The sequence below is a fragment of the Niveibacterium terrae genome, assembly GCF_048213115.1.
Classification (GTDB): domain Bacteria; phylum Pseudomonadota; class Gammaproteobacteria; order Burkholderiales; family Rhodocyclaceae; genus Niveibacterium; species Niveibacterium terrae.
In genome coordinates this window covers 37,963-64,706 of the sequence record NZ_CP172404.1, presented here as the reverse complement: position 1 = coordinate 64,706, position 26,744 = coordinate 37,963, and the positions used below count along the sequence as shown (strand labels likewise).

The following is a 26,744-nucleotide window of genomic DNA, read 5'->3' as shown; positions in this document are numbered from 1 at the left end:
GGCTGCTGAAGTTTTTTTGGGTTAACCCGCACTGGGGTTAACCCTAGGCCAATCCATTGCTTTTGCCAATGGGTCAATAAAAGAATTTGTTTGATCTTGATCGAAAATGCTTACGCGCGGCGCTGACGGATCGGCTGATCCGCTTCGGCGCGCCGCCGGAGCGCTTCGTTCATCGCCGCGAGCGCAGGCGTCAGGGTTCGGGCAAGACGGGGCGCATACCAGCGTGAGAGCCAGCCGGAACAGCGGATCCGCTGGGCGATCCGGCACTGCCCGCCCTCCTCGCGGATCAGAACGACCCGCCAGTTCGCATCGAGCAGCCCTGCAGGGAGGATGGTCAGCGCAAGACAGAGCTCACGCCCCCGGTTCGCGCTCCTGACGTCCGGCCACAGGTTGCGGCCGCGATGCCCGAAACCGGCGAGGCGCACATTGAGCGAGCGCCCCCTCTCCGCTTCGCCGTGGACTTCGCGCAGCAAGGGATTCCAGTCCGGATAGGCGGGAAAATCGGTCAGAACTTCCCAGATCCTCTGCCGGGAAGCGCTGACGACGAGTTCGCTGCGGGCGACGACCCAGCTCATTCCGCTCTCTTGCGCCGGGCGCGCCAGGAGGGTCTTTTCTTTTCGAGCAGCGCCGCAACACCTTCTCTGCCCTCGCGGCTCGCGCGCAGCTCGACAAGGCGCCGCGCACTCTCTTCGGCAAGATCGCGCGAGAGCGGCTCTCCATCGAAGTCCAGCACCAGATCCTTGACCTGGGCCAGAGCATGCGGGCCACCGAGCTTGAGCGCACCAGCGATCCGGTCCACCTCTTCGTCGAGGCGGTCGGCCGCAACCAGCGTGTGGAGAAGACCCAGTACATGCGCTTCGGCCGCCCCCATATGCTCGCCGGTCAGCATCATCCGGCGCGCGTGGCGCGCACCGATCGCCGAGAGCAGATAGGGCAGAGCCGTCGCGGCGACCTGGCCGATGCGCACTTCGGTCAGCGCAAAGCTGGCGGTCGGCGCGCCGATCGCGATGTCGCACGCTGCGATCAGCCCGACTCCGCCACCACTGGCCAGCCCCTGAACGCGGGCGATCACCGGTTTACGCGAACTGGCGATCGCCAGAAACAGCGCCGCCAGCTGACAGGCATCGGTGAAGTTCTCCGCGGCCTCCAGAGCGGCCGTGCGCCGTACCCATTCCGGATCGGCACCGGAGCAGAAGTTCGGCCCTTCGGCTGCGATCACGATCACCCGTACCGCGTCATCATCGGAGGAGCGGTCGATCTCACGGTGCAACGCGTGGATCATCGCTTCATCGAGCGCATTGCCCTGTTCCGGCCTGTCCAGCCAGATCCTGGCAACTCCGTCGTCGAATCCGGTCTTGATCCCTTCGCTCATGCTCTCCTCCGCAGCGGATTCATTTCAGAACGCCCCTTCGCCAACCCACTTCTCCAGCAGAACCAGGCGCGAATAGCCCCAGAACGGCTCTCCGCCGACGATCGAAAAGGGCACCCCGAAAACACCCCGCGAAATCGCCACTTCAGTCTCGGCCTTGAGCCTCTCCTTCATTGCCGGCGCCGTGATCGCAGCTTTCGCCTCCAGGCGGGGGGAGCCGAAGGATTCGGCAAGGTCGAGCACAACTTCCATATCGCTAATGTTTCGATCTTCCGTGAAATACGCGGAAAATACACGATCCGAGAAGTCCTTCGCCCTCTCCGGATCCCGGTCCTGCCCCCACAGAAAAGCCTGGGCCGCATGATGGGTCGGAATCGACTGGTGAGAAGGCTGACGATAAGGCAGTTTCAGATAGCGCGCCAGCCGCGCGATGTCGCGCAGCACATAATCGCGCCGCATCGGCATCCCGGTCAGGCTCACCCCCCCGACCACCCTGAACGCGGTACCGACCACGAGCGGATGGCGGATCACTGCGCGACCGTACTTTTCAGCAATCTCATCGATCAGGCTGGATGCGATATAGGAGTAAGGGGATGCGAAGTCGAAATAGAAATCGATCGGTGCGCTCAAATCCAGTCTCCTGGCTGGGCGCGGGAAACTCCGCGCAGTTCGTCCATCCTAACAAGGGCGAATCCTCACGGCGAGCCTGACTGGCGCCGCCACGAGAAATTCTTCCCCCGCCCCCGGAAACAGGACGCCGCGCGGATCCCCCGTCAGCGATCAGCCTCCTGAAGCGATCCGCTTCGCGGCATCGTCGAGCGCTTCCTTGGGCTTGCGCGAACCCGTCGCAATCTGCGCGAGCGCGTCGTGCATGAACTTCCAGAAGGAGGACATCTCCTTGTTGTTAGGCATCGGCTTGCCGGAGAACACGCTTTCCATCGCTTGGCGGATCTGCGGATCGGAGTAGAAATCCCAGAAAATCTCCTTGGATGCGGGAATGCCCAACGGGCGGATCTTGTTGAAGGCACGCAAACCTTCCGCCGGCATCATGAACTGCTCGATCATCTGCGAAGCTTCGGCATGGTTGGGCGACCTGGCCGTCAGCATCAAGGTGATCACGCCAACGAAAGGCCGGGCGGGCTGACCACCCAGAGTCGGGATCGGGGCGACACCGTAGCGTATCCCCGCCTTGCTCAGACTCTCCCAGACCCAGGGGCCGCTCAGCGCCATCGCCAGCTTGCCCGACCTGAGCGCCGCTTCGGACTCCGCCGTCGTCTGCGTCGCCGACAGCACGCCGCTGCGCACGAAGCTGGCCAGGGTCTCAGCGCCCTTGATCGCGCCCGGATGATTGACCCCGACTTTCTTCGTGTCGTAGTTACCCAGCAGGTCGCGCTGGAACACGAATGCGCCGCCCGCCGCCAGCATCGGCCAGGACGAATACGGATTGCTCACCTCCCAGCCTATCGCATGTACGCCCTTGGCCTTGAGGCTGGCATTGAGCGCGGGAATCTCTTCGAAGGTCTTGGGCGGATGTGTGATCAGGGCCTTGTTGTAGACGAGGCTCAGCGCCTCAACCGCAACCGGATAAGCCCAGGTCTTGCCCTTGCTGGTCACACCATCGATAGCGACATCAACGAGGTTCTTCTTGATCGCGGGAGGCAGCGTAACCGGAGCAATCCAGCCCCGAGCTGACCAATCCCCGATCGTGTCGTGAGCCCAGAGAAAGATATCCGGGCCGTTGCCCGCGGCCATCGCCCGCTCGAAATCCTCGGTCGGCTTGGCCGGCACCTGGACCGTCACCTTGACCCCGGTTTTCTGCGTATAGGCAGAGGCGATCTGACGCATCCCGCGCGCCGCGCGCTCATCGCCAACCCAGACGGTCAGCTTGCCCTTCTCCCAGGCATGCGCAAAACCCGGTCCCAGCACCAACGCAGCAAGCATCGCTCCGCGCAGAACGCATGCAACTTTTCTTTTAATCTCCATCACTCATCCTCTTTTTTGTTGGATCCCGTGCAGTTTGCCACGCCAGAGCCGGACAAACTCATCTGGAATTATCCTCCGCAAACTCCCGCCAGCCCAATTTCTGTTGCGCGCCCTCATACAGAAACGCCGATAACGTTGCTCTCCTTCGTGGATAAGCCCCATCAAACCTCCCTGCGGCTTGGCTGGCGCAACTAAAATTCCGGAACCGGATCGCGAGTTTTCCCACCCACCCTCAGGGAGAATGACCCATGCAGCGAATCGCTCTTGCACTCATCCTGTTCGGACTCGGTATCACCCCGGCCCGTGCCGATCTGACCGTCAAGATAGGCCACGCGGGCCCCACGACAGGTCCGCTGGCGCACATCGGTAAGGATGGCGAAAACGGGGCCCGGCTGGCGATCGAGGATGCCAATACCCGCGGCATCGTGATCGGCGGCCAAAAGATCCACTTCGAACTGGTCGGCGAGGACGACCAAGCCGACCCGCGCGTTGCGACGACGGTTGCCCAGCGCCTGACCGACGGCAGCATCAAGGGCGTCGTCGGCCATGTCACGTCGGGCGCCGCGATCCCTGCATCGAGAATCTACGAACAAGCCGGGGTGCCGGTCATCACGCCCTCCTCGACCAGCCCCAAGCTGACCGCCCAGGGCTACAAGATGGTCTTCCGCGTGATCGCCAACGATCTCCAACAGGGTGCCGCGATGGCCCAGCTAGCGGGGAAGCAGGGCGCGAAGCGGGTCGCCGTCATCGACGACCGAACCGCTTACGGCCAGGGTCTCGCCGATGCGATGGCCGACAGCCTCAAAAAGCATGGGGTCGCCGTCGTCGGCCGCGAATACACGAACGACAAGGCGACCGACTTCCTCGCGATCCTGACCAAGTTGAAGAACGTTAAGCCCGACGCGATCTTCTTCGGTGGCATGGACTCCCAGGCGGCACCGATGCTGCGCCAGATCCGCCAGCTCGGCCTGAAGGTACGTTTCTATGGCGGAGACGGGGTCTGCACCGGCGAGATGCTCAAGCTCGCGGCCGGCGCAATCGATGCAAACACCTACTGCACCCAGGCAGGCCTCGCGATGGAGAAGATGCCGGGCGGCCTCCAGTTCCGCGAGCGCTTCAAGAAACGCTTCGGCGCCGACGTCCAGCTCTACGCGCCCTACAGCTACGACGCGGCGATGAGCCTGATCGAGGCAATGAAGGCCGCCGGATCGGTCGAACCGGCCAGGTATGTTCAGGCCCTGCGCACACTCTCGTACAAGGGCGTGACCGGAGTGATCCGTTTCGACGCAAAGGGCGACATCCGCGACGGCGGCGTCACGCTCTACGCCTGGCGCGACGGCAAGTGGGTCGCGCAGTGAGCGGCCGGATTTCGAGCAGGGTGGACGCCCCCTGAACTCTGCTCCCTGGCGTAGCATGAGCGCTCACGCTCGGGAGGGATGATGGACGACAAGGACAACTCGACGGCTCTGGCGCTGGGCGTCGTCGCCGGAGTCACGGCGCTGGTGATCGCCCTCGTCCTGGCGCTGGCGATCGCGGAATCCGCAACGCCTTCAGCCCCCGGGCGCCAAGCCGTCGCCAGCGGCAGCGACGCGGCGGTCACGAGAAGCGCGAACCCGCCCGTCGGCGTCATCCACTTCGCCCAGGCCTCGGCAAGGCTGCCCGCCGATCTTGCCCCTGGGCTGCTGAAAATCCTCAAGGCGGCGCGCGCGGCTCCTGCCGCAAAGCTCAGGATATCGGGCTTTTACCGCGACAAAGGCGAACACACGCTCGCCCAACAGCGAGCGATCGCGGTCAGCATGGCGCTGATCGGCGCCGGCGTGGCTCAGGACAGGATTCTGATCGAAGAGCCAGAAGCCGCCAAAGACGATATACCGCGCCAGGCGCGCCGCATCGAAGTCCGCCTGGACTAGGCGCAAACCGGCCAGCGGCTTGGCGCCGGCCGTCAGACACTAGAGAATCGGCGCCAGCCAGCGGGCCGCTTCGTCGACGCTGAAGCCTTTGCGCCTGGCCCAGTCTTCGAGCTGGTCCTGGCCGATCTTCGGCACCGCGAAGTAATGTGCTTCGGGGTGACTGAAGTAGAAGCCGCAGACCGCCGCGGCCGGGCTCATCGCGAAGGCTTCGGTCAGTTCCATCCCGGTCGCGCGCGGCGCTTCGAGCAGTGCGAACAGATCGCCTTTGAGGGTGTGATCCGGGCAAGCCGGATAACCGGGCGCGGGGCGGCTTCCCTGATAGGTTTCGTCGACCAGCGCGAGCGGAGCGATCGCCTCGTCTTTCGCATACGCCCATTCGGACTTGCGGACCTTCTGGTGCAGGTACTCGGCGAAGGCTTCGGCGAGGCGGTCGGCCAGAGACTTGAGCAGGATGGCGTTGTAGTCGTCGTGGGCGGCTTTGAACTCGGCCAGCTTCTTCTCGATCCCGACTCCGGCCGTGACCGCGAAAGCGCCGACCCAGTCGGGTTTGCCGCCTTCGGGCGCAAGGAAGTCGGCGAGGCACCAGTGCGGTTTGCCTTCCGGCCGTTCGTGCTGCTGGCGCAACTGCGGCAACACGGAGCGAACCGCGCTGCGCGACTCATCCGTATAGATCACGATGTCGTCGCCCCGGCGGGCGGCCGGCCAGAGGCCGAACACGCCGTGTGCGGTGAGCCAGCGGCCTTCGACGATCTTCTTCAGCATCGTCTGGGCATCATTGAAGACCTGGCGCGCCGTCACGCCGACCACTTCGTCGTCGAGGATCGCCGGATAAGGGCCGGCCAGATCCCAGGTCTGGAAGAAGGGCGACCAGTCGATGTACTCGACGAGCGTCCCCAGATCCATGTTGCGCAGCGCGTGCAGACCTGAGACTTCGGGCCTGGGCGGCGTGTAGCCGTCGAAGTCGAGCTTCGCCGCGTTCGCCTTCGCCTCTTCATGGGGAAGCAAGGCCATGCCGCGCTTGCGGCCGTGCTGCTCGCGCAGCTTCTGATGGTCGGCGGCAATCTCCCTGACGTAGTCGTCGCGCTGTTCGTCGGACAGCAAGCGGGTCACAACGCCGACCGCACGCGACGCATCGGCGACATAGACGACCGGCCCCGAGTAGTTCGGCGCAATCTTGATCGCGGTATGGGCGCGGCTCGTCGTCGCACCACCGATCAAGAGCGGCACCTTCATGCCCTGACGCTCCATCTCGGCCGCGAAGTTGCTCATCTCTTCGAGCGACGGCGTGATCAGACCGGAGAGGCCGATCGCCTGTGCACCGTGCTCGCGGGCGGCGTTGAGGATCTTTTCAGCGGGAACCATGACGCCCAGGTCCTCGACCTCGTAGCCGTTGCAGCCGAGCACGACGCCGACGATGTTCTTGCCGATGTCGTGCACGTCGCCCTTGACGGTGGCGATGACGATCTTGCCTTTCGCGGCGGCGCCGGTCCTGAGCTTCTCTGCCTCGATGAAGGGGATCAGGTGGGCGACGGCCAGCTTCATGACCCGCGCGGATTTGACGACCTGGGGCAGGAACATCCGGCCTTCGCCAAAGAGGTCGCCGACGACATTCATGCCGTCCATCAGCGGCCCTTCGATGACCGCGAGCGGCGACTTGCCCGCCGCTTCGAGCTCAGCGCGGGCTTCCTCGGTGTCAGCAACGACGTATTCGGTGACGCCGCGAACCAGCGCGTGTTTGAGCCGCTCGGCGACGCTCTGCTCGCGCCAGGCGAGATCCTCGACCCTCTCCTTCGCGCCCCCCTTGACCGTCTGCGCGTACTCGACCAGAGCCTCTCCGGCGCCCGGATGGCGGTTCAGCACGACGTCCTCGACCAGCGCGCGCAGCTTCGGCTCCAGCTCGTCATAGACGCCCAACTGGCCGGCGTTGACGATGCCCATCGTCAGGCCCGCGCGAATCGCGTGGTAGAGGAAGACCGTGTGGATCGCTTCGCGGACCGCGTCGTTGCCACGGAACGAGAAGGACACGTTCGAGATGCCGCCCGACGTTTTCGCGTAGCGCAGGTTCTGGTGGATCCAGCGCACCGCTTCGATGAAATCGACCGCATAGTTGTCGTGCTCGGGGATGCCGGTCGCGATCGCGAACACATTCGGATCGAAGATGATGTCCTCGGGCGGGAAGCCGATTCCGGTCAGGAGCTTGTAGGCGCGCGCGCAGATGTCGATCTTGCGCTGATAGGTGTCGGCCTGGCCCTTCTCGTCGAAGGCCATCACGACCGCCGCGGCGCCATAGTTCATGACCTGGCGCGCCCGCTCGAGGAAGAGTTCCTCGCCCTCCTTCATCGAGATCGAGTTAACGATGCCCTTGCCCTGCAGGCACTTCAGACCGACCTCGATGACCTCCCACTTCGACGAATCGATCATGACCGGAACCCGCGCGATGTCCGGTTCGGACGCGATCAGCTTCAGGAAACGGTCCATCGCCGCCGGCGAGTCGAGCATCGCCTCGTCCATATTGATGTCGATGACCTGGGCGCCGTTCTCGACCTGTTGGCGCGCGACGGCCAGTGCATCGTCGAAGCGGCCTTCGAGGATCATCTTCGCGAAGACGCGCGAGCCGGTCACATTGGTCCTCTCGCCGACATTGACGAAGAGCGAGTCGTCCTTGACCGTCAGCGGCTCGAGGCCCGCGAGGTGCATCTGGTGCGCGGGCTTCGGTCGATGCGCGGGTTTGACGTCGGCAACCGCTTCGCCGATCGCACGGATGTGCTCAGGCGTCGTGCCACAGCAACCGCCGACGATGTTCACGTAACCCGCGCGCGCCCACTCACCGATCTGACCGGCCATATTCTCCGGCGTGTCGTCGTACTCGCCGAAGGCGTTGGGCAGACCCGCGTTCGGATGCGCCGAGCGCCAAGTCTCAGCGACGCGCGCCATCTCCTTGACGTACTGGCGCAGCTCCTTCGCGCCGAGTGCGCAATTGAGCCCCACCGACAGAGGCTTCGCGTGCGCCAGCGAATCCCAGAACGCTTCGGTCGTCTGGCCGGACAGCGTGCGGCCAGACGCATCGGTGATCGTGCCCGAGATCATGACCGGCCAGCGCCGGCCCGCCTCGGCGAACAGCTTCTCGATCGCGAACAGCGCCGCTTTCGCGTTCAGCGTGTCGAAGATCGTCTCGACCAGCAGGATGTCCGCGCCGCCTTCGACGAGGCCACGCGCCGACTCGACGTAATCGGCGACCAGCGCGTCGAAGCTGATGTTGCGAAATCCCGGGTCATTGACGTCCGGAGACAGCGAAGCGGTTCGCGAAGTCGGGCCCAGCACGCCGGCGACGAAACGCGGACGGCCGGTTTTGGCGGCAAACTCGTCGCAGACGCCGCGCGCGAGCTTCGCTCCGGCAACGTTCAGCTCGAATGCCAGATCCTCCATCCCGTACTCGCCCTGCGAGACGCGGGTCGCATTGAAGGTGTCGGTTTCGATGATGTCGGCACCGGCTTCGAGGTAGGCCGCATGGATGCCACGGATGACGTCGGGGCGGGAGAGCAGCAAGAGATCGTTGTTGCCCTTGACGTCGCTCGCCCAGTCGCGGAAACGCTCGCCGCGGTAGTCAGCTTCACCGAGCTTGTGCCGCTGAACCATCGTCCCCATCGCGCCATCGAGCAGCAGGATGCGGGATTCGAGGAGGTCGCGAAGTTCTTCGGTACGGTCGGCTTGCATGGCGTGTTCCAGAGAGATAACTCCGGTTGCCCGGAGAGGGAGGTCAGTCGGCCTTCCTACCGACAAGGGCGCAGGTCGAGGCATGGAACGGAGCGAAACCGTCCTGAACGATCAGCGTCACGGGGAAGCCCGGATCGATGCCACACCCGCCCGCGATGCGGGCGGGCCGAAGGACTCAGAGATCGCCGCGCCGGCCCAGCGGAATGCCCAGCTGCTTGAGCTTTCGATAGAGGTGGGTGCGCTCCAGCCCGGTCTTCTCGGCCAGGCGGGTGATGTTGCCGCTCTCGAGCTGCAGGTGGTATTCGAAATACATCCGCTCGAAGCTCTCGCGCGCTTCGCGCAGCGGCATGTCCAGAGGCAGAACCTGATTGACCGGGCCAGGGGTACGGCCGAGCAGGCGCAGCACGTCCTCGGAGCCGACCACTTCCTCCAGAGTCCCCAGGGCCAGCGAGCGGACCGCGGCGCGCAGTTCTCCGAAGCCTCCCGGCCAGGCCTTGTTGCGGAGCAGGTTCAGCGCCGCGGTCTCCATGCTGCGCGGAGGAACCTCTCCCCCCTCGACGAGGTGGACGAGGATCTGCGCCGCCATCTCCGGGATGTCGTCCTTCAGTTCAGGGAGGGACGGAGGTGCAAGCGTGACCTCGAACAGACGCCTCACCAGTACCGCGTCCCAGCCATCACTGATCAGCTCTTCGACGCTGCGGCTCGCGCCGCAGACCACATGCAGGTCGTACTTGTCGAGCCGCTCCAGCGCGAAAGCGAGGTTCTTCTGCTGAGCCCGGGAGAGCAGCGCGAGATCTTCGGCGTAAAGCAGACCACCGCGCGCCGCTTCAAGCGCGGCGAGATCGATCGGCTGCGACTGGGTACCGAGGTCGAACCACGGCGAAGCGGGTTTCTGCAGACTACGCGCGCAGAGCTCGCAGATGCTGCCCTGGCCGACGCGCAGCGTCAGCCAGCGGGACTTTTCGAAGATCTGTTCCAGCCTGCGGCGCAGATCCTTGATCGGCGCCGAGCGCGGGAAGGACGCGAGGGTCAGCGCACTGCGCGGACGCACAGCGGGCTGACGCTGCAGGCCCCGGCGCACCGCCGAGAGCAGCTTCTGCAGTGCGATCGGCTTTTCGAGGAAGTCCATCGCGCCCAGGCGGACCGCTTCGACCGCGGTGTCTATCGTGCCATGACCGGACATCATGATGACCGGCATCGTCAAAAGGTCATTCGCGGCCCATTCCTTGAGCAGCGTGACCCCATCGGTGTCCGGCATCCATATGTCGAGCAGAACCACGTCGGGCCGATTGGCCAGACGTGCAGAGCGCGCGGCGGCGGCGTTCTCCGCCAGCACCACGTCGTAACCTTCGTCAGAGAGGATTTCCGAGAGCAGTTCCCGGATGCCGATTTCGTCGTCGACGACTAGAATCTTCGCCATAGGCCAGAAGGTATCAGACGGCGGCCGCAAGAGGAAGCCGGATGCGAATCTCGGCTCCGTGCGGCTCGAAGTTGGAGATCTGGATTTCGCCGCGGTGTTCGTCGACGATCTTCTTGACGATCGCGAGGCCGAGGCCCGATCCGCGCGGTTTTGTCGTCACATAAGGTTCGAACACGCGCGCCAGAAGCGCGGGCGGGAACCCGGGCCCATTGTCGCACAGCGTCACTTCGACGCCCCGGGCATCGTGGCGGGTGCGCAGCGTGACAGCCGGCCCTTCGGTTCCCGACAGCGCGTCTTCGGCGTTCTGCAAAAGGTTGTGAATGACCTGGCGCAGTTGGGTCGCATCCCCGGAGATCGCCGGCAGCGAATCGGCGAGTTCGACTTTCAGCTTGACCCGCGAACTCTCGTAGAGGCCAAGCACCTCGCGGATCAGCCCATTGAGATCGATCCGCGTCAGCGTCGCGGGCGGCATCCGCGCATAGTCGCGGAAGTCGTTCACCATGTTCTTCATCGCCTCGACCTGATTGACGATCATCTGGGTCGAGCGCGCCAGCATCGCCTTGTCATCGTCGCCGAGCTTCGCGGCAAGCTTGTGCTGGATCCGTTCGGCCGAGAGCTGGATCGGCGTCAGCGGGTTCTTGATCTCGTGGGCAAGACGCCGGGCAACTTCGGCCCAGGCCGCGTTGCGCTGAGCCGAGATCAGCTCGGTCACATCGTCGAAGACCAGCACGAGGCCGCCCGCACCCGCATCCGGAAGCCGGGAGCCATGCAGCAACAGGGTCTGGACACGCCCGTCCTCACGCGTGATCTCGATCTCGCGATTCCAGTCGCCTTCGTACTGCTTGAAGGCTTCGAGCACGCGATCGCGGAAAGCGTGGTGGCGGGGCCACTCGCCGGGGACCAGGTTTTCGTAGCCCGAGAGGTCGTCGTCGAGAATCTGCATCGCCCCTCGGTTCGCGGCGCGCAAGCGCCCATCCACCGAGAAAGTCAGCACACCGGTCGACAGGTTGCCCAGAACACTCTCCAGATAGACGCGCGCCGCATCGACTTCGGCCTGATTCTTCTCGGCCTGAGCCCGCGCATCGAGCAACTGCTGGGTCATCCTGTTGAAGGACTGAGTCAGCGCCCCCAGTTCATCGCGGGCCGGCAGGGCCTGGCGCGGCCTCAGGTCACCCGCCGCGACGGCCTGGGTGCCTTCGGCGAGGATGGACAGCGGTGCGGACAGGCTGCGCGCGAATTCGAAGGCGGCGGCGATCGCAGCCAGAAGCGCCAGCAGCAAGCTCAGGGTCAGGGTCAGGCTGTAGATCCGGATCAGGCCGGCGCGGCTGATCACGAGTTCCTGATAATCGCGCTGACCGGACTGGATCAACTCCAGGTTGCGTGAAATCCCCTGGGGCACGCGCTTGGTCATCTGCAGATACTGCTCTTCCGCCCCGGCGCGATGTGGAGGAACGGGAACGATTACTCGCAAGGTCAGCTCGCCCATGCCTTCGCCTTCGACGACCCTGAGTCCTTTCGACTGAGTTGCCTGGCGCAGCGAAGCGGCGGTGTGGATCTCGCCCATCAGGCTGGTGCCGACCCCGACGCTCGAAGCGAGTACCCGGCCGTTGCCGAGCAGCACGCTGGCCGTGTCGGCGCCCGCGACTTCGCGCATCCGGTTCAATCGCGCAGCCTCCGCTGTTGTTCCGGCGCCGGCCAACTCTTCAGCACCGTTGCGCGCCTTCTCGGCCAGCTGGTCGAGAAGGTAGTCGAGCGTGTTGCGGCCCAGCTGCAGACTCGCATCGAGCGCGGCATCGACCCGGACATCGAACCAGGACTCAATCGAGCGGGTCGCGAACTGCAGGGACACCCCGTAGATCAGCACGCCCGGAACGACGGCCATCAGCGCGAACAGACCGAGCAGCTTGGTCTTGAGCCGGGAGCCGAACTGACGCTCACGGTATTCGCGCCACAGACGCCGCAACTGGAAGGCGACCAGAAGCAGCAGCACGACCGCGACCGTGCCATTGAGGCCCAGCAGCAGCGCATAGTGTTTCGCGAAAAGCGTGCTCTTGGAGCTGGCCAGGGTCAGCAGGAAGAGCAGCACCCCCGCCAGAGCGGAGGCGGCGGCGACGAGCGCCCTCATCTGCCGTTCGACGCCAGCACGGACCAGCTCGACCACGGAGTCTCCAGACTCCATTCGCGCGAGCCGATCGCGGTGACCTGGAAGGGTTTGGGAAGCATGTTGGTGTCGAGGCGGAAGCGCAACGCGACGTTGTAGGTTTCACCGCCCTTCAGGCGGTCGCGGTCGACGATGCCCCAGTTGCGCAGCCGCTTCATCGCCCCGACCGCTTCGTTCAGCGTGTCGAAGCTGCGCCCCAGAGAGCCGACCGAGAGACGGTACTTGCGCGTCAGCGCCTGAAAACTGATCCGGAACGCGAGCCGTTTTTCGACGATCCTCTCGTCCCGCCAGTACCAGCGGCCACGCGTGACCACACACTCGGCGACGAAGTGCAGCGGGATGCCGTGCACGACGACCTCCTCAAGGCGGGGACCCAGCTCGAACGCAAAATCCGAGTTGATCACATACAGATCGTCGGTCGGAACGAGCTCCGCATAGCGCACTTCGGGCTCGTAAGCCGCGGCGGGGAAAGCCAGGAATAACGCAAAGAGCCAGAGCGCGGCGACGAGAATGCCCGCGCTCTTTCGCTCAGGTGTTCTTTTGCAGCAGGGACAGGAAGAAACCGTCATGGTCGGCATCGGGCAAGAGCATGCGCTCGAGGGCGCCATGGAGCGGAACGCGCGTGCAATCACCGTGACGCGCCGCGAATCTTGCGATCTGCAAGCTGTTCTCCTCCGAGAACAGCGAACAGGTCACATAGAGCATTTTGCCACCCGGGGCGAGGACCGACCATAAGGCCTCGAGGATCTCCGCCTGGACTGTTGCAAAACTGCCAATATCGTCTGCGCGACGCAACCATTTGATGTCGGGGTGGCGCCGGACCACGCCCGAAGCCGAACACGGAACATCGGCCAGGATCCGGTCGAAACGCTCGCCCCGCCAGCGATCCGCGATGCGACGCGCATCGAGGCTCTGCAGCTGAGCGGCAAGGCCCAGCCGGTCGAGGTTGGTGCGCACCCGCTCAAGGCGCAGAGGATCGCTGTCGAGTGCGGTCAGACTGCAGTCGGCGATCTCCAGAATATGCGCGGCCTTGCCCCCCGGAGCCGAGCAGGCATCGAGCACCTTCATGCCGTCGGCGACGTCGAGAAGCGGGGCCGCCTGTTGCGCCCCCCAGTCCTGGACCGAGAAAAGCCCCTCATTGAAGCCCGGAAGCGCGGCGACCGGAGCGGGCTTTTCCAGCCTCAAGCCCCATTCGCCCAGGGGCCGGGTCGGATGGCCTGCCTCGGCCAGCGCCTCGATCACTTCGCGCTGAGTCGCGCGGCGGCGATTGACACGCAGACTCATCGGCGGGTGCTGATTGTTCGCCTCGAGGATGGATGCCCATTCGCGCGGCCAGGTCTTGCGGATCCGCTCTATCCACCACTTCGGATGGCGCAGCGAGGCTTCGCTGTCGGCCTTGATGGTCAGCGCCAGGCTGTCCTTCTGGCGCAGCGCATTGCGCAGCACGCCGTTGACGAGGCCCTTGAGGCCGCCACCGGCGATCCGCGCCGCCGCCTCGACCGCCTGATCGACGGTCGTATGCGCCTGATCCGGCCGCGTTTCGAGTCGGTGTAGCGTGACGCGGAGCAGCCCGTCGGTGTGCGTCTCGGTCAGCGGCTGCTGGAGAAGCCGGCTGAGCACGAGGCTTGCTCGGCCATAGTCGCGCAGACAGCCGTAGCTCAGGTCCATGATCGCGCCGCGCTGCGCCGCGGAGAGTTCGGGATAAGTCCGCCAGACTCCGGCCAGGCCATCGTTGAGGCTGCGCCCGTTGATGACTCCGGCGACGATCTCACCGGCGATGGACAAGGCCAGGGCCAGGGAATCCTCGGCCAGAGGAGGCAGGGCGGGTTTGCGGACGGCTCGCGAAGGGCGCAGGGGCATGAGGTCAATGTGGAGGCAGGAAGGGTGCAAGTGTAGCGCCATTGCCACGCGGCCCAAGGGAGGCATCATGTCCGGAGGACGCGACGGAACGGGCCTGTCCGCGCGATGAAGCAGCGCGAGATAATCCCCTGTCATCGATAAGGTCTTGAATTATCAGGTGCGGCAAGCGGGGCGACCCGCTAAAATCGACTGTTCTCCTGGCCAACCGGCCCTCCGAGAGGATCCCCCCATGCAAGCCGCTCCCGAGTTCGCTCACGAAAATCCGGCTCAGCCCCGTCTGCGCGAGATTCCGTACAACTACACCTCATTCGCGGATCGCGAGATCGTGATCCGGCTGCTCGGCTCCGAGATGTGGACGGTGCTCGAATCGCTGCGCACCGAACGCGTGACCGGTCGCTCGGCGCGGATGCTCTACGAGGTGCTCGGCGATATCTGGGTCGTCCAGCGCAATCCGTATCTGCAGGACGACCTGCTCGCCAACCGCGAGCGGCGTGCGGCGCTGGTCGAAGCGCTGCGCCACCGCCTCGCCGAGATCGACAAGCGGCGCGAAGAAAGCGAGGCGGAAGACCCGCAACGCGCCGGGAAAGTCGCGCTTCTGGTCGAAGCGGCCGGCCGGGCCGTCGATGAATTCTCGAGAAGCTTCGAGACCACTTACGATCTGCGCAAGAAGACGCTGCGCCTGCTCTCGCGCCACACGCGCCGCGACAACATCGCCTTTGACGGCATGGCACGGGTCGCCCACGTCACCGATGCGACCGACTGGCGCGTCGAGTTCCCCTTCGTCGTGCTCTATCCGGACACCGAAGAGGAAGTCGGTCAGCTCGTGCGCGACTGCATCGAGCTGGGCCTGACCCTGATCCCGCGCGGCGGTGGCACCGGCTACACGGGGGGGGCGGTTCCACTCACCCCTCACTCCGCGGTCATCAACACCGAAAAGCTGACCGGGCAAGGCCTGATCGAAGAGATGGTGCTGCCCGGCCTCGATCGGCCCTATGCGACGATCCTGACCGGAGCCGGAGTCGTGACCCGGCGCGTCATGGACGCAGCCGAGGAGGCGGGCCTCGCTTTCGCGTGCGACCCGACTTCGGCCGACGCATCATGCATCGGCGGCAACATCGCGATGAACGCGGGCGGCAAGAAAGCCGTGCTGTGGGGAACGGCGCTGGACAACCTCGCCTGGTGGAAGATGGTCATGCCCGACGGCAACTGGCTGATCGTCGAGCGCCTCGACCACAATCTGGGCAAGATCCACGAACAGGAAGTCGTCCGTTTCCGCCTCAAACACCTCGATGAGGCGGGGCACAAGGTGCTCAGCGAAGAGACGCTGGAGATGCCCGGTGCGACTTTCCGCAAAGTCGGCCTGGGCAAGGACGTCACCGACAAATTCCTCGGCGGTTTGCCTGGAATCCAGAAGGAAGGCTGCGACGGCATCATCACCAGCGCACGCTGGATCCTGCACCGCCTGCCGGCCCACACCCGCACCGTCTGCCTGGAGTTCTACGGTCAGGTCCGCGAAGCGGTTCCGGCGATCGTCGAGATCAAGAACTACCTCGACCGCAAGCCGGGCGGCGTGCTGCTCGCCGGCCTCGAACACCTCGACGAACGCTACGTCAAAGCGGTCGGCTACGCGCCGAAAGCCAAGAGGCACGGCCGCCCCAAGATGGTGCTGTTCGGCGATGTGGTCGGCGACGACGAGACGGCCGTGATGGCCGCGACCTCCGAGATCGTGCGCCTGTGCAATGCGCGCGGCGCCGAAGGCTTCATCGCGGTCAGCGCCGAAGCGCGCAAGAAGTTCTGGCAGGACCGCTCGCGCACCGCCGCGATCGCCAAACACACGAACGCGTTCAAGATCAATGAGGACGTCGTGATCCCGCTGCCGCGCATGGGCGACTACTGCGACGGCATCGAGCGTTTCAACATCGAACTGTCGATCAAGAACAAGCTGCGGATCGCGGCCGCGCTCGCCCGCTTCCTCGGCGGCGAGCTGCCGCTGCACCGCGGCGAAGCGACCGAGGACGCCGAAGAGCTGATCGGCGATCGCCGCGCCCATGCGCTCGAGGTGATTGCAATGGTCAGCGCGCGCTGGCAGTGGCTGCTCGACAATCTGGATCTGCCGCTCCATCAGGCCGAAGCGCACTTCGCCGAGATGGGAATCGAAGCAGGAAGCCTGAGCAACCGCGCCGCGAACCCGAGGCTCTTCCACCGCGTCCAGGATCACTCGGTGCGGATCTCGTGGAAGGCGGAGCTCAAGCCGCTGCTCGACGACATCTTTGAAGGCAAGCTCTTCGGCCCGGTCCGCGAGCGGATCGAGGCGATCCACGGCGAGGAGCTGCGCAGCCGCGTCTTCGTCGCGCTGCACATGCACGCCGGCGATGGCAACGTGCACACGAACCTGCCGGTCAACTCCGACCACTACGAGATGCTGCAGGAAGCGAACGCGACGGTCGCCCGGATCATGGCGCTCGCGCGCAGCCTGGACGGAGTCGTCTCGGGCGAGCACGGCATCGGCATGACCAAGCTCGAATTCCTGTCCGAAGCCGAGCTCGCGCCTTTCCGTGCCTATAAGCAGAAGATTGACCCCGAAGGCCGCTTCAACCGCGGCAAACTGATGCCCGGCGGCGATCTCTCCCACGCCTATACGCCCAGCTTCAATCTGATGGGCTACGAGTCGCTGATCATGCAGCAGAGCGACATCGGCTCGATCTCGGAATCGATCAAGGACTGCCTGCGCTGCGGCAAGTGCAAACCGGTCTGCTCGACCCATGTGCCGCGCGCGAATCTGCTCTATTCACCGCGCAACAAGATCCTCGCGACTTCGCTGCTGATCGAGGCTTTCCTGTACGAGGAACAGACCCGCCGCGGCGTCTCGATCCGCCACTGGGAGGAATTCGAGGATCTGGGCGATCACTGCACGATCTGCCACAAGTGCGTGACCCCCTGCCCCGTCGACATCGACTTCGGCGATGTGTCGATGGCGATGCGGAACCTGCTGCGCAAAATGGGCAAGCAGACCAACAGCCCGGCCAAAAAAATGGGCATGTTCTTCCTCAATACGAAGAACCCGCAGACGATCCGTTTCCTGCGCAAGACCAGCATCGAATGGGCGTACAAGGCCCAGCGCCTGGGCGTCGAAGTGCTGCGCCCGCTCACCCGCGAGACAACCAAACTGCCTCCCGCTACAGTAGGCAAGCCGCCGCTCAAGGCTCAGGTGATCCACTTCCTGAACAAGAAGATGCCGGGCAATCTGCCGAACCGGACCGCCCGCGCGCTGCTCGACATCGAAGACGCCGAGATCGTGCCGGTGATCCGCAATCCACAGCGCACTCACGCCGACACCGAAGCGGTGTTCTACTTCCCCGGCTGCGGCTCGGAACGGCTGTTCTCACAGGTGGGTCTGGCGACCCAGGCGATGCTCTACCACGTCGGCGTGCAGACCGTGCTGCCGCCGGGCTATCTGTGCTGCGGCTATCCGCAGCGTGGCTCGGGTGATTCCGACCGCGCCGAGAAGATCACGACCGACAACCGTGTGCTCTTCCACCGGGTCGCGAACACGCTGAACTACCTCGACATCAAGACCGTCGTCGTCAGCTGCGGCACCTGCCACGACCAGCTCGAAATGTATGAATTCGAGAAGATCTTCCCCGGCTGCCGGCTGATCGACATCCACGAGTTCCTGCTCGAAAAGGGCGTCAAGCTCGAAGGCGTCAAGGGCGTGCGCTACATGTACCACGAGCCCTGCCACAACCCGATGAAGCTGCAGGACTCGACGCGGACCGTCAATGCGCTGATCCAGACTGCCGACGGCACGAAGATCGCGAAGAACGACCGCTGCTGCGGTGAAGCCGGTACTTTCGCGATCGCCCGGCCCGACATCGCGACCCAGGTCCGCTTCCGCAAGGAAGAGGAGATGCAGAAGGGCGCGGACAAGCTGCGCACTGACGGCTTCGAAGGCCCGGTCAAGATCCTGACTTCCTGCCCGGCCTGCCTGCAAGGTCTGTCCCGCTACAAGGACGACGTGGCCGGCCTCGACGCCGACTACATCGTCATCGAGATGGCCCGCCACCTGCTCGGCGAGGACTGGATGGAGCGCTTCGTCGAGACCGCGAACCGCGGCGGAATCGAGCGCGTGCTGCTCTGATTCGAGCGTCCCCCCAAAGCCTCGCCGCGGAGGGGATTCCGGCCCGATCGGGAACGCTCCCGGTCGGGCCGGCTTTGAGCGATAACTCCATCCCCCCGATTCATACCGATCCGATGCCCTCCTCCTCCATCCCGCTGACCCTGCTGACCGGCTTTCTGGGCAGCGGCAAGACAACTCTGCTGAACCGGCTGCTGCGCGCCCCGACCCTCGCCGGCACCGCGGTGCTGATCAACGAGGTCGGCGAGGTGGGCATCGATCAGCTGATCGTCGACCGGGACGACGACGAAGTTCTGTTGCTCGAGTCGGGCTGCGTTTGCTGTTCGATGCGCGGCGATCTCCCCCAGGCCTTGAACGAGTTGCGGGAGCGCTTCGCATCCGGCCGCCTGGCTCACCTCGACCGAGTCGTCGTCGAGACGACCGGGCTCGCCGACCCGGCGCCGGTGATCCGGACCCTGATCCGCGACTTCGCGCTCGCGCGCCATTTCCGCCTCGACGGTGTCGTCGCGACGCTGGACCCTCAGCATTCCGGCTGGCAGCTCGCGCAATACCCGGAGGCGCGGCGGCAGATCGCCCAGGCCGACCAGATCGTGCTGAGCAAGTGCGATCTCGCCGAGGAGGCCGAGATCGCCGAGGCTTTGGCGCAGATCGCCGCGCTGAACCCAAGCGCTGCGCTGCACCGCGGCGACGCGCTGCCCGAGGCGCTCGAACTGCTGACGGGACACGCCGGCACGGGCTGGCTCAGCGTCGAAGCACCGCGCCCCTCCCTGGGAGGACGCAGCGCGCCGCCGCACTCGACAGGGATCGCCACGCATCTGCTGCGCCTCGAAAACCCGGTCGTCTGGGCCGATTTCGCAGCGGCGATCGACCTTCTCCTCGAAGCCGCCGGCGCGCATATCCTGAGGCTCAAGGGCCTGGTCGCCGTCGCCGGCGAAGACTCGCCCCATGTGCTGCACGCGGTGCAGAACCAGCGCTACCCGGACAGCCAGCTGCCGGCCTGGCCCGACGCGGATCGCGCGTCCCGCCTCGTCTTCATCACCCAGGATCTGCCCCGCGCAGCCTTGGTTCAGGCGTTCGAAACGCTCTGCGGCATCGCGCCCCTCCCCCCCGCTTGACTCCCAACAATGCAGAAAGCCCCCGTACAGGTTAGGCTTGCGGGGTTTCTACAGTCTGAGATGGTTCGTGCATAAACCCGAACTCGTATGCCCGGCAGGCAGCCTGCCGGCACTGAAATCCGCGATCGACCACGGCGCCGACACGGTCTATATGGGCCTGAAGGACGCAACCAACGCGCGCAATTTCGCCGGCCTCAACTTCGATGCAAAGTCGGCCCAGGAAGGCATCCGCTACGCACATGCGAAGGGACGTCGCGTGCTGATGGCGATCAACACCTACCCGCAGGCCGGAGAAGAGGCCAACTGGCGCAAGGCCGTCGACACGGCCGCCGACTGGGGCATCGATGCGGTGATCGTCGCTGACCTCGCCTTGCTCGACTACACGGCGAAGACCCACCCCGGCCTGCGCCGCCACCTGTCGGTCCAGGGTTCGGCGACGAACTACGAAGCGATCAATCTGTGCCGCGACCTGTTCGGCATCGAGCGCGTCGTGCTGCCGCGCGTCCTGACCCTGCCCCAGGTCGAACATGTGATCCAGAACACCGACGTCGAGGTCGAAGTCTTCGGCTTCGGCAGCCTCTGCGTCATGGTCGAAGGCCGTTGCCTGCTTTCGAGCTACGCAACCGGCGACTCGCCGAACACGGCCGGCGTCTGCTCGCCAGCCAAGGCCGTGCGCTGGGAGCAGACTCCGAAGGGGATGGAGTCGAGGCTCTCGGGCATTCTGATCGACCGCTATGCGGCGGATGAACCCGCCGGCTATCCGACCCTGTGCAAGGGCCGCTTCGAAGTTCAGGGCGAGACCTATTACGCACTCGAAGAGCCGACCAGCCTCAATGTGCTGTCCATCCTGCCGCAGCTGATCGAGATCGGCGTCTCGGCGATCAAGATCGAAGGGCGGCAGCGCAGTCCGGCCTATTCCGCCGAAGTGACGCGAGTGCTCAGGGCCGCGATCGACGATGCCGCCAACGAAGCTCAGCGCTACAGCGTCAAACCCGCCTGGCAGAGCGCTCTCGGCAAGCTCGCCGAAGGCCAGCAACAAACACTGGGCGCCTACTCGCGTCCATGGAAGTAAAGAAATGAAACTCGCTCTCGGACCCCTGCTCTACTTCTGGCCACGCGAAACCGTGCAGGCCTTCTACCGCGCCGCCGCCGCCTGGCCCGTCGACACGATCCACCTCGGCGAAGTGGTCTGCAGCCGCCGCCAGCAGATGCGCGTCCAGGACTGGCTGGATCTGGCGCACGAACTCACCGCGGCGGGCAAAGAGGTCGTTCTCTCGACCCAGGCTCTGCTCGAATCCGAATCCGAACTGAAGACGCTGCGCCGGATCGCCGACAACGGCGAATTCCTCGTCGAGGCGAACGATCTGGGGGCGGTCAAGCTGCTCCGCGGCCACCGCTTCGTCGCCGGCCCCCACCTGAACATCTACAATGCGGACACGCTGTCGCTCTTTGCAGGCTTGGGCGCGGTGCGCTGGGTGCCTCCGGTCGAGATGTCGGCGACCCGGCTGGCAAAGCTCCTGGAGCGCAAGCCGGACGGCCTCGCGACCGAGCTCTTCGCCTGGGGCCGCCTGCCGCTCGCATTCTCGGCGCGCTGCTTCACGGCCCGCCACTTCAACCTGAAGAAGGACGACTGCCAGTTCCGCTGTCTCGAATTCGCCGACGGCATCCGTCTCGATACCCGCGAAGGCGAACCCTTCCTCGCGATCAACGGCATCCAGACCCAGTCCGCGGCCAGCCACTCGCTGCTGCCTCATCTGCAGGAAATCGAAAACCTCGGCGTCGAGTGCCTGCGGATCAGCCCGCAAGGCGAGAACACGGACAAGGTGATCGAGCTTTTCCGCGCCGCGCTCGACGGAAAACCCGGGCTGGAGACCGCCGCTGCGCTCGCCCCAAGCGGCACACGCGACGGCTACTGGCGCGGCGTGCCCGGAATCGAACAGGAGAAAACCAATGCCTTTGCCTGACTTCACGCTGCCGCGGGCATTTTCCGCGCTCGCTTCCCGACTGCCGGAAGCGCCCGCCGCGCTCGCTTTCGCCTCGACGCTGAACATCGCCCGGCGCATCGGCAAACTTCCCGGCGACTGGGACTTTCTTGAAGGGCGCACGGTCAGGCTCGAGATCGAGGATCTGGCGGCCGGAATCAGCTTCACCTTCTCGGCAGGGCGTTTTCGGGCCGTCTCCGGCCCCGCCGAAGTGCGTTTCGCCGCACGCGCCGCCGACTACCTGAAGATCGCGCTGCGCGAGGAAGACCCCGACACGCTATTCTTCCAGCGCAGGCTGAAGATTGAAGGCGACACCGAGCTGGGTCTGAACCTGAAGAATCATCTGGACGCGCTCGAACTGCCGCTCTTCCTGCGCCGCTTCGGACTCTCCTGAAGCCAGAACCGCTCGGATCGATCCGCCCGTCATAGAGGCCGGTCGATACGCAGAAAACCCCCGCTACAGCAGGCGTGACGGAGTTCACCGACTGCGAATCGCGGGCAGGGCACATTTGCGGGGGAGTCAGGCTCCAAGCTGCGGAAGCCATCCTCAAGAAAGGTGTGCCCACGATGAACACGGTGATGCCACCCCGCCCCGACTTCACGGATCCCGACGGCTGTCTCGCATGGCTGGTCGATCTGAACCCGACCAACGTCGGGGAAGCACATGCCACGCTCGCGGGAATGCTCGCGGCCCTGCTCGAAGTGCCGCCGGCACCGCTCCGTCACCTTGAAATCGTCGAACAGGCGAGACCGGCGCTCGAATTCGTCCAGAATCGCTTTGCCCAGCGCTATGCTTCCCGCCCCCTGCCCCCGGTCAGCCAGGAGGACGAGACGCTGAGGGTCGTGCTGAACCTGTGGCAGCTGATGCTGCGCAGCTATGCGCTGATCGCACAGCGAAGCGCGCTCGACCCGGGCTTCGTCGATCGCCGCCCCATGCTCGCCCAGCGCCGCCTCCACTACCACGGCGCACTGATCCTCGAGTACTACCGGGCCCGCCGCGAGACGCCTCCGGGCATATGGGCCGAGCTGCACCGGCTCTACTCCGCGGCCGAGGAATGGAATGTCGCGAAGGTCAGGGTCACCGAACCGCTCAACGAAACCTGGCACGCGCAGAGCTGCACCGAAGCCTATCTGGCGGTGCTGCTGGTCGAAGCGGCGAACCCCTACGGCAGGACGCCGCGTGAATTCTCATGGATCCTGAACTGGGCGCAACGCTTCGCTCCGCACTGCAGCCTGCACAAGGACATCAAGCCCGAGGCCCGCTCGGGCTATGTGCTCGATCTCTCGCGCGACTTTGCGCTGCGCCCGCAGGGAGACATCGAGATCACCCCGTCGCTGCGCCGGGTCGACAACCGCCGCCTGGCCGCCCACATCCAGGCCATCATCGCGCAGTTCAAGAACGGGGCCACTCCCGCTTCGCTGGGCCTGGGCGACGACTGCATTCAGCCCGCCTGCGCGCGACTGCTGATCTCGCTTTACCGCCCCTGGGGCCTCACGTCGGCGGGTCGCCGCTTCCCGCGCCGGGCCACCCAGGGGACGATGCAGATCGCCTCCGATCTGCCCTCGATCGGTTACTACATCGCCGACAAGCCTTTCGCCCAACCTCCTCAGGTGCGCGCCGGCACCTTCCGCGACACCCAGAGCGTCTACACGATAGGAGAGCAGGTCGAAAAAGCACCGCCGAGCGATGCCGAGATCTATTCGCGCGCCGCTCTGCTGGGAATGATCCTGGAGCACTGGAACATCATCGACCAGTCGGTGTCAGGTTTCCGCATCGTCCGCGATGGCTCGGGTTCGCGGATAGACCACCGGCAGCTCGTCGCGGTCAGGCCGGCCGATGGCGAATCCTTTTTGCTCGCCGAGATCTGCTGGCTCATGTACCGCGTCGACGGCCGGCTGTTTGCCGGGATCGCGCTGATGCCCGGCCTGCCCCATGTGGTCGCCGCGCGCATCCGCAATCGCTCGGGCACAGGGCTGAACGAGAACTACCACCAGGCTTTCCTGCTGCCCGAGATCGAAGCGCTCAGGGCCCTCCCCTCGCTGGTCGTCCCGGCCGGGTGGTATACGGCCGGCCGCGAACTGGACATCTGCGCGAACGGGGAAAAGGATTTCCAGATCAGGATGCAGAGCCTGATCGCGCGCGGGATCAACTTCGACCGGGTCGGTTTCCAGTTGCTCGAGAGCTGATTTCAGCGCAGCGCGACAGGACGCCAGACGCGATCTGCGGGGAAGACGGCCGCGAAAGTGCTGCCCTGCCCCGGCTTTGATTCGATCTGCAGGCTGGCCTGGTGACGGCTCAGCGCATGCTTGACGATCGCAAGACCCAGACCGGTTCCGCCGCTCTCGCGCGAGCGGCCGCGGTCGACGCGGTAGAAGCGTTCGGTCAGGCGCGGGATGTGCTCGAGGGCGATGCCGATTCCGCTGTCCTCGACCGCGAAACGCGCGCCGCCTCCGACCGCAACCCCCCAGCGCACAGCGATGCGTCCGCCTTCGGGCGTATAGCGAATCGCGTTGGTGACGAGGTTCAGAAAAGCGCTGTGCAGCTCCTTGCGCGAACCGAGCAGCGCGACCGGTCCGTCGGATTCGAAGCGGATCGCGTGGCGACCGGCCGAGAATGCCTGAGCTTCACCCTCGATCATTTCGAGCAGCGGAGCGATCTCGACCCTCTCCTCCAGCGAAGCGAGGGCGCGGCTCTCCAGCGAGGCGAGTTCGAGCAGATCCTCGACCAAGCGCTTCATCCGCTCGGCCTGGTCGCTGGCCATCTTCAGATAGCTGCGCGCCTCCTCGGCGGAGAGGTCTTCGAACATGTCGTCGAGCGTCTCGATAAAGCCACCGACGACGGTCAGCGGCGTCTTCAGTTCGTGCGAGACATTCGCGACGAAATCGCGGCGCATCGTGTCGATGCGCTCGAACTGGGTGATGTCGCGCGACAGCACCATTCTCTGCTCTTCGCCAAAGGGCACGCAGAGGATGGACAGCACGGTGCCGGCATGACGGGACAAGCGGCAGATGACCGGCTCGGCGTTTTCCGGCCCGTTCATGTAGGCGACAAAATCGGGCTGGCGGACGAGGTTCGTGATCGGCTGCCCCAGGTCGCGCATGGCATCGATGTCGAAGTGGCAGGCGCCGGCCGGGTTGATCCATTCGATGAAGTTGTCGGCCGACAGCAGCACGACGCCATCCGGCATCGCGGTTGTCGCTTCGCGAAAACGCGACAGCGCCTGGGTCAGGCGGTTGCGCTGATCGAGGTTGGCGCGCGCACGCTGGTTGATGTCTGAGAACACATAGTCCCAGACGCCAAAAGCGCGTGGAACCGGCGAGCCGATCGGCGTGCGCGACCAGACGACAAGTCGGTGCAGGTTGCGGATGTGGTAGGCAAACAGCGCCAGCACGGCCAGCGCAAAAAACGTCACCGCGGCCAGCGCCGTGCCGAACAGCCAGAAAGGCAGGCTCAGCGCGGCAATCCCGCCGATCTCCGCCCAGAATCCCCCCCACACATAGCGGGTCGATCGCATTCTCTCTCCCGTCAGGCCGCGGTTTCACCCGACAGCCGATAACCCGAACCTCTGACCGTCTGGATCAGGCTGTCGTGGCCGCTCGCTTCGAGCGCACTGCGCAAGCGGCGGATATGGACATCGACGGTCCGCTCCTCAACGAAGACGTGATCTCCCCAGACCTGGTCGAGCAGCTGGGCGCGCGAATGGACACGCTCGGCGTGCGTCATCAGGAAGTGCAGCAAGCGGAATTCGGTCGGCCCCAGGTCGAGCAGAGTGCTGCCGGCGCTGACCCTGTGCGTCGCCGGATCGAGTTTCAGGCCGCCGATTTCGACCGCATCGTCGGTGATCTGCGGCGAACGGCGGCGCAGCACGGCCTTGATCCGCGCGACGAGTTCGCGCGGCGAAAAGGGCTTGGTGATGTAGTCATCGGCGCCTATCTCCAGCCCCGCCACCTTGTCGGCTTCATCGGAACGCGCAGTCAGCATGATGATCGGAATCGTCCGCGTGCGCTCGTCGCTGCGCAGGCGGCGGGCCAGCTCTATGCCGGACATCCCGGGGAGCATCCAGTCGAGCAGCACCAGATCGGGCAGCGCATCGCGGACCAGGCGCTGGGCGGTTTCGGCATCGGCGGCGCGCACGACCATGTGGCCGGCACGGCTCAGGTTCGCCGCAATCAGTTCCTGGATGGCGGGTTCGTCTTCGACGAGCAGGATATTCGCAGACATGACTAGGGACTCCGGTTCGAATCTGACCAGTCTATTGCGCGGACTTGACCGATTTATGACACGTCATGCGATTGAAACACAACGCGCCGCAAACTCGCTCAAGTCGGCAGCTTCCGGGGCTTACGCTTGGTCCGCGAGAAGATGCGGTCGAAGAGCCAGTTCGGGGCGATCAACAGCAGCCTCATCACGATCGCCATCGGCCACGGGATCACCGTGTAGCTGATCCGTCGCGAGATCGCACGGATGAAGCGCCGCGCCGCCTCTTCGGCATCGATCAGGAAAGGCATGCGGTAGGGATTGACCGCAGTCAGCGGCGTCCGGATATAGCCCGGAACGATGGTCACGACCGCAACCCCCGAGCCGTACAGCTCGCCGCGCAGCGCCTCGAGGTAGCGGATCACCCCCGCCTTGCTAGCGCTATAGGCCCCGGCACCGGGCAGGCCACGGAAACCGGCACAGGAAGCGATTCCGACCAGGGTTCCCGAACCACGCGCACGGAAAGCGCTGACGAAGGGCTGAAAAGTCGCGAAGGGCCCGAGCACGTTGGTGCGCAGCACCGACTCGAAGACCGCGTAATCTTCCGGGTACTCGGTCTGCACTCCGACCGAGATGCCGGCATTCGCGATCACGACATCGGGCAAGCCGTGGACGGCGATGAAACGTTCGGCTGCGTCGCGCATCGCGTCCGGATCGCCGACGTCGGCGACCAGGGCCAGATGACCAGCTCCGGGCAGACTGGCCGCAAAGGCTTCGAGCTTGTCGCGTTTGCGCGCGACGAGGCCCAGGATCGCGCCCTGGGCCGCGTATTCGCGGGCCAGCGCTTCACCGATGCCGCTTGAAGCGCCGGTCAGGAATACCTTCAGAGCTCCCATG

General features: G+C 65.1%; 20 protein-coding genes. 8 read left to right on the top strand and 12 right to left on the bottom strand.

Going from position 1 to position 26,744, the window contains the following annotated elements:
* Positions 1–110 precede the first annotated feature (110 nt).
* The 4 genes from ACHFB9_RS00295 to malE all read right to left on the bottom strand — a co-directional run bounded on the left by ACHFB9_RS00295 (position 111) and on the right by malE (position 3,352).
* Positions 111–575 carry an SRPBCC family protein gene (locus tag ACHFB9_RS00295; RefSeq protein WP_417068979.1) on the bottom strand — a complete coding sequence of 155 codons (465 nt, stop codon included), beginning with the start codon at positions 573–575 and terminating at the stop codon, positions 111–113.
* Entirely contained in the window at positions 572–1,372 is an 801-nt protein-coding gene (locus tag ACHFB9_RS00290; protein ID WP_417068978.1) for an enoyl-CoA hydratase-related protein, read from the bottom strand. The genes ACHFB9_RS00295 and ACHFB9_RS00290 overlap by 4 nt, the downstream gene beginning before the upstream one ends.
* Positions 1,373–1,396: 24 nt before the next feature.
* Complete coding sequence (locus tag ACHFB9_RS00285; protein WP_417068977.1) at positions 1,397–1,999, bottom strand: 2-hydroxychromene-2-carboxylate isomerase; 603 nt, start codon at positions 1,997–1,999, stop codon at positions 1,397–1,399.
* A gap of 150 nt (positions 2,000–2,149) precedes the next feature.
* A complete protein-coding gene (gene malE / locus ACHFB9_RS00280; RefSeq protein ID WP_417068976.1) occupies positions 2,150–3,352 on the bottom strand; it encodes a maltose/maltodextrin ABC transporter substrate-binding protein MalE in 1,203 nt (400 codons plus the stop codon).
* 248 nt (positions 3,353–3,600) lie between these two features.
* Here malE and ACHFB9_RS00275 point away from each other — a divergent pair, with 248 nt between their 5' ends.
* The gene (locus ACHFB9_RS00275; protein ID WP_417068975.1) at positions 3,601–4,710 is read left to right on the top strand and encodes a branched-chain amino acid ABC transporter substrate-binding protein; all 1,110 of its coding nucleotides are present in this window, start codon (positions 3,601–3,603) and stop codon (positions 4,708–4,710) included.
* 81 nt (positions 4,711–4,791) lie between these two features.
* A complete protein-coding gene (locus tag ACHFB9_RS00270; RefSeq protein WP_417068974.1) occupies positions 4,792–5,262 on the top strand; it encodes an OmpA family protein in 471 nt (156 codons plus the stop codon).
* Between the two features lie 39 nt (positions 5,263–5,301).
* Here the strand turns inward: ACHFB9_RS00270 and metH are convergent, their stop codons facing one another.
* The 5 genes from metH to rsmB form a co-directional block, all read right to left on the bottom strand.
* Positions 5,302–8,976: a methionine synthase gene (metH, locus tag ACHFB9_RS00265; RefSeq protein ID WP_417068973.1), complete on the bottom strand. Its 3,675-nt coding sequence runs from the start codon at positions 8,974–8,976 to the stop codon at positions 5,302–5,304.
* 175 nt (positions 8,977–9,151) lie between these two features.
* Positions 9,152–10,396: a sigma-54-dependent transcriptional regulator gene (locus ACHFB9_RS00260; RefSeq protein ID WP_417068972.1), complete on the bottom strand. Its 1,245-nt coding sequence runs from the start codon at positions 10,394–10,396 to the stop codon at positions 9,152–9,154.
* Between the two features lie 13 nt (positions 10,397–10,409).
* Positions 10,410–12,521, bottom strand: a complete 2,112-nt coding sequence (locus tag ACHFB9_RS00255; RefSeq protein WP_417071427.1) for an ATP-binding protein — start codon at positions 12,519–12,521, stop codon at positions 10,410–10,412.
* Complete coding sequence (locus ACHFB9_RS00250) at positions 12,518–13,126, bottom strand: DUF4390 domain-containing protein (protein WP_417068971.1); 609 nt, start codon at positions 13,124–13,126, stop codon at positions 12,518–12,520. Before ACHFB9_RS00250 ends, ACHFB9_RS00255 begins: the two co-directional genes overlap by 4 nt.
* Positions 13,086–14,417 (bottom strand): 16S rRNA (cytosine(967)-C(5))-methyltransferase RsmB, encoded by a 1,332-nt coding sequence (gene rsmB / locus ACHFB9_RS00245; protein ID WP_417068970.1) that lies wholly within the window; start codon positions 14,415–14,417, stop codon positions 13,086–13,088. The genes ACHFB9_RS00250 and rsmB overlap by 41 nt, the downstream gene beginning before the upstream one ends.
* Positions 14,418–14,646: 229 nt before the next feature.
* Here rsmB and ACHFB9_RS00240 point away from each other — a divergent pair, with 229 nt between their 5' ends.
* The 6 genes from ACHFB9_RS00240 to ACHFB9_RS00215 all read left to right on the top strand — a co-directional run bounded on the left by ACHFB9_RS00240 (position 14,647) and on the right by ACHFB9_RS00215 (position 23,836).
* Positions 14,647–18,555: a DUF3683 domain-containing protein gene (locus ACHFB9_RS00240; protein WP_417068969.1), complete on the top strand. Its 3,909-nt coding sequence runs from the start codon at positions 14,647–14,649 to the stop codon at positions 18,553–18,555.
* A 113-nt stretch (positions 18,556–18,668) separates the two neighbouring features.
* Positions 18,669–19,667: a CobW family GTP-binding protein gene (locus ACHFB9_RS00235; RefSeq protein ID WP_417068968.1), complete on the top strand. Its 999-nt coding sequence runs from the start codon at positions 18,669–18,671 to the stop codon at positions 19,665–19,667.
* Between the two features lie 67 nt (positions 19,668–19,734).
* Positions 19,735–20,739: a ubiquinone anaerobic biosynthesis protein UbiU gene (gene ubiU / locus ACHFB9_RS00230; RefSeq protein WP_417068967.1), complete on the top strand. Its 1,005-nt coding sequence runs from the start codon at positions 19,735–19,737 to the stop codon at positions 20,737–20,739.
* A 4-nt stretch (positions 20,740–20,743) separates the two neighbouring features.
* Positions 20,744–21,631, top strand: coding sequence for a ubiquinone anaerobic biosynthesis protein UbiV (gene ubiV, locus ACHFB9_RS00225; RefSeq protein WP_417068966.1), 888 nt, complete (start codon positions 20,744–20,746; stop codon positions 21,629–21,631).
* A complete protein-coding gene (gene ubiT, locus ACHFB9_RS00220) occupies positions 21,618–22,043 on the top strand; it encodes a ubiquinone anaerobic biosynthesis accessory factor UbiT (RefSeq protein WP_417068965.1) in 426 nt (141 codons plus the stop codon). The genes ubiV and ubiT overlap by 14 nt, the downstream gene beginning before the upstream one ends.
* A gap of 173 nt (positions 22,044–22,216) precedes the next feature.
* Positions 22,217–23,836, top strand: a complete 1,620-nt coding sequence (locus ACHFB9_RS00215) for a hypothetical protein (RefSeq protein ID WP_417068964.1) — start codon at positions 22,217–22,219, stop codon at positions 23,834–23,836.
* Between the two features lie 2 nt (positions 23,837–23,838).
* Here ACHFB9_RS00215 and phoR read toward each other — a convergent pair whose 3' ends face one another.
* The 3 genes from phoR to ACHFB9_RS00200 form a co-directional block, all read right to left on the bottom strand.
* Positions 23,839–25,164, bottom strand: a complete 1,326-nt coding sequence (phoR, locus tag ACHFB9_RS00210) for a phosphate regulon sensor histidine kinase PhoR (protein WP_417068963.1) — start codon at positions 25,162–25,164, stop codon at positions 23,839–23,841.
* 11 nt (positions 25,165–25,175) lie between these two features.
* Complete coding sequence (phoB, locus tag ACHFB9_RS00205) at positions 25,176–25,871, bottom strand: phosphate regulon transcriptional regulator PhoB (RefSeq protein ID WP_417068962.1); 696 nt, start codon at positions 25,869–25,871, stop codon at positions 25,176–25,178.
* 98 nt (positions 25,872–25,969) lie between these two features.
* Entirely contained in the window at positions 25,970–26,743 is a 774-nt protein-coding gene (locus ACHFB9_RS00200; RefSeq protein ID WP_417068961.1) for an SDR family oxidoreductase, read from the bottom strand.
* Position 26,744 lies beyond the last annotated feature (1 nt).

What these genes read in the sequence shown, in the direction of transcription:
- ACHFB9_RS00295 (WP_417068979.1), bottom strand. Translation starts at nt 575, where the DNA reads ATGAGCTGGGTCGTCGCCCGCAGCGAACTCGTCGTCAGCGCTTCCCGG.
- ACHFB9_RS00290 (WP_417068978.1), bottom strand. Translation starts at nt 1,372, where the DNA reads ATGAGCGAAGGGATCAAGACCGGATTCGACGACGGAGTTGCCAGGATC.
- malE (WP_417068976.1), bottom strand. Translation starts at nt 3,352, where the DNA reads ATGGAGATTAAAAGAAAAGTTGCATGCGTTCTGCGCGGAGCGATGCTT.
- ACHFB9_RS00275 (WP_417068975.1), top strand. Translation starts at nt 3,601, where the DNA reads ATGCAGCGAATCGCTCTTGCACTCATCCTGTTCGGACTCGGTATCACC.
- ACHFB9_RS00270 (WP_417068974.1), top strand. Translation starts at nt 4,792, where the DNA reads ATGGACGACAAGGACAACTCGACGGCTCTGGCGCTGGGCGTCGTCGCC.
- metH (WP_417068973.1), bottom strand. Translation starts at nt 8,976, where the DNA reads ATGCAAGCCGACCGTACCGAAGAACTTCGCGACCTCCTCGAATCCCGC.
- ACHFB9_RS00260 (WP_417068972.1), bottom strand. Translation starts at nt 10,396, where the DNA reads ATGGCGAAGATTCTAGTCGTCGACGACGAAATCGGCATCCGGGAACTG.
- ACHFB9_RS00255 (WP_417071427.1), bottom strand. Translation starts at nt 12,521, where the DNA reads ATGAGGGCGCTCGTCGCCGCCGCCTCCGCTCTGGCGGGGGTGCTGCTC.
- ACHFB9_RS00250 (WP_417068971.1), bottom strand. Translation starts at nt 13,126, where the DNA reads ATGACGGTTTCTTCCTGTCCCTGCTGCAAAAGAACACCTGAGCGAAAG.
- rsmB (WP_417068970.1), bottom strand. Translation starts at nt 14,417, where the DNA reads ATGCCCCTGCGCCCTTCGCGAGCCGTCCGCAAACCCGCCCTGCCTCCT.
- ACHFB9_RS00240 (WP_417068969.1), top strand. Translation starts at nt 14,647, where the DNA reads ATGCAAGCCGCTCCCGAGTTCGCTCACGAAAATCCGGCTCAGCCCCGT.
- ACHFB9_RS00235 (WP_417068968.1), top strand. Translation starts at nt 18,669, where the DNA reads ATGCCCTCCTCCTCCATCCCGCTGACCCTGCTGACCGGCTTTCTGGGC.
- ubiV (WP_417068966.1), top strand. Translation starts at nt 20,744, where the DNA reads ATGAAACTCGCTCTCGGACCCCTGCTCTACTTCTGGCCACGCGAAACC.
- ubiT (WP_417068965.1), top strand. Translation starts at nt 21,618, where the DNA reads ATGCCTTTGCCTGACTTCACGCTGCCGCGGGCATTTTCCGCGCTCGCT.
- ACHFB9_RS00215 (WP_417068964.1), top strand. Translation starts at nt 22,217, where the DNA reads ATGAACACGGTGATGCCACCCCGCCCCGACTTCACGGATCCCGACGGC.
- phoR (WP_417068963.1), bottom strand. Translation starts at nt 25,164, where the DNA reads ATGCGATCGACCCGCTATGTGTGGGGGGGATTCTGGGCGGAGATCGGC.
- phoB (WP_417068962.1), bottom strand. Translation starts at nt 25,871, where the DNA reads ATGTCTGCGAATATCCTGCTCGTCGAAGACGAACCCGCCATCCAGGAA.
- ACHFB9_RS00200 (WP_417068961.1), bottom strand. Translation starts at nt 26,743, where the DNA reads ATGGGAGCTCTGAAGGTATTCCTGACCGGCGCTTCAAGCGGCATCGGT.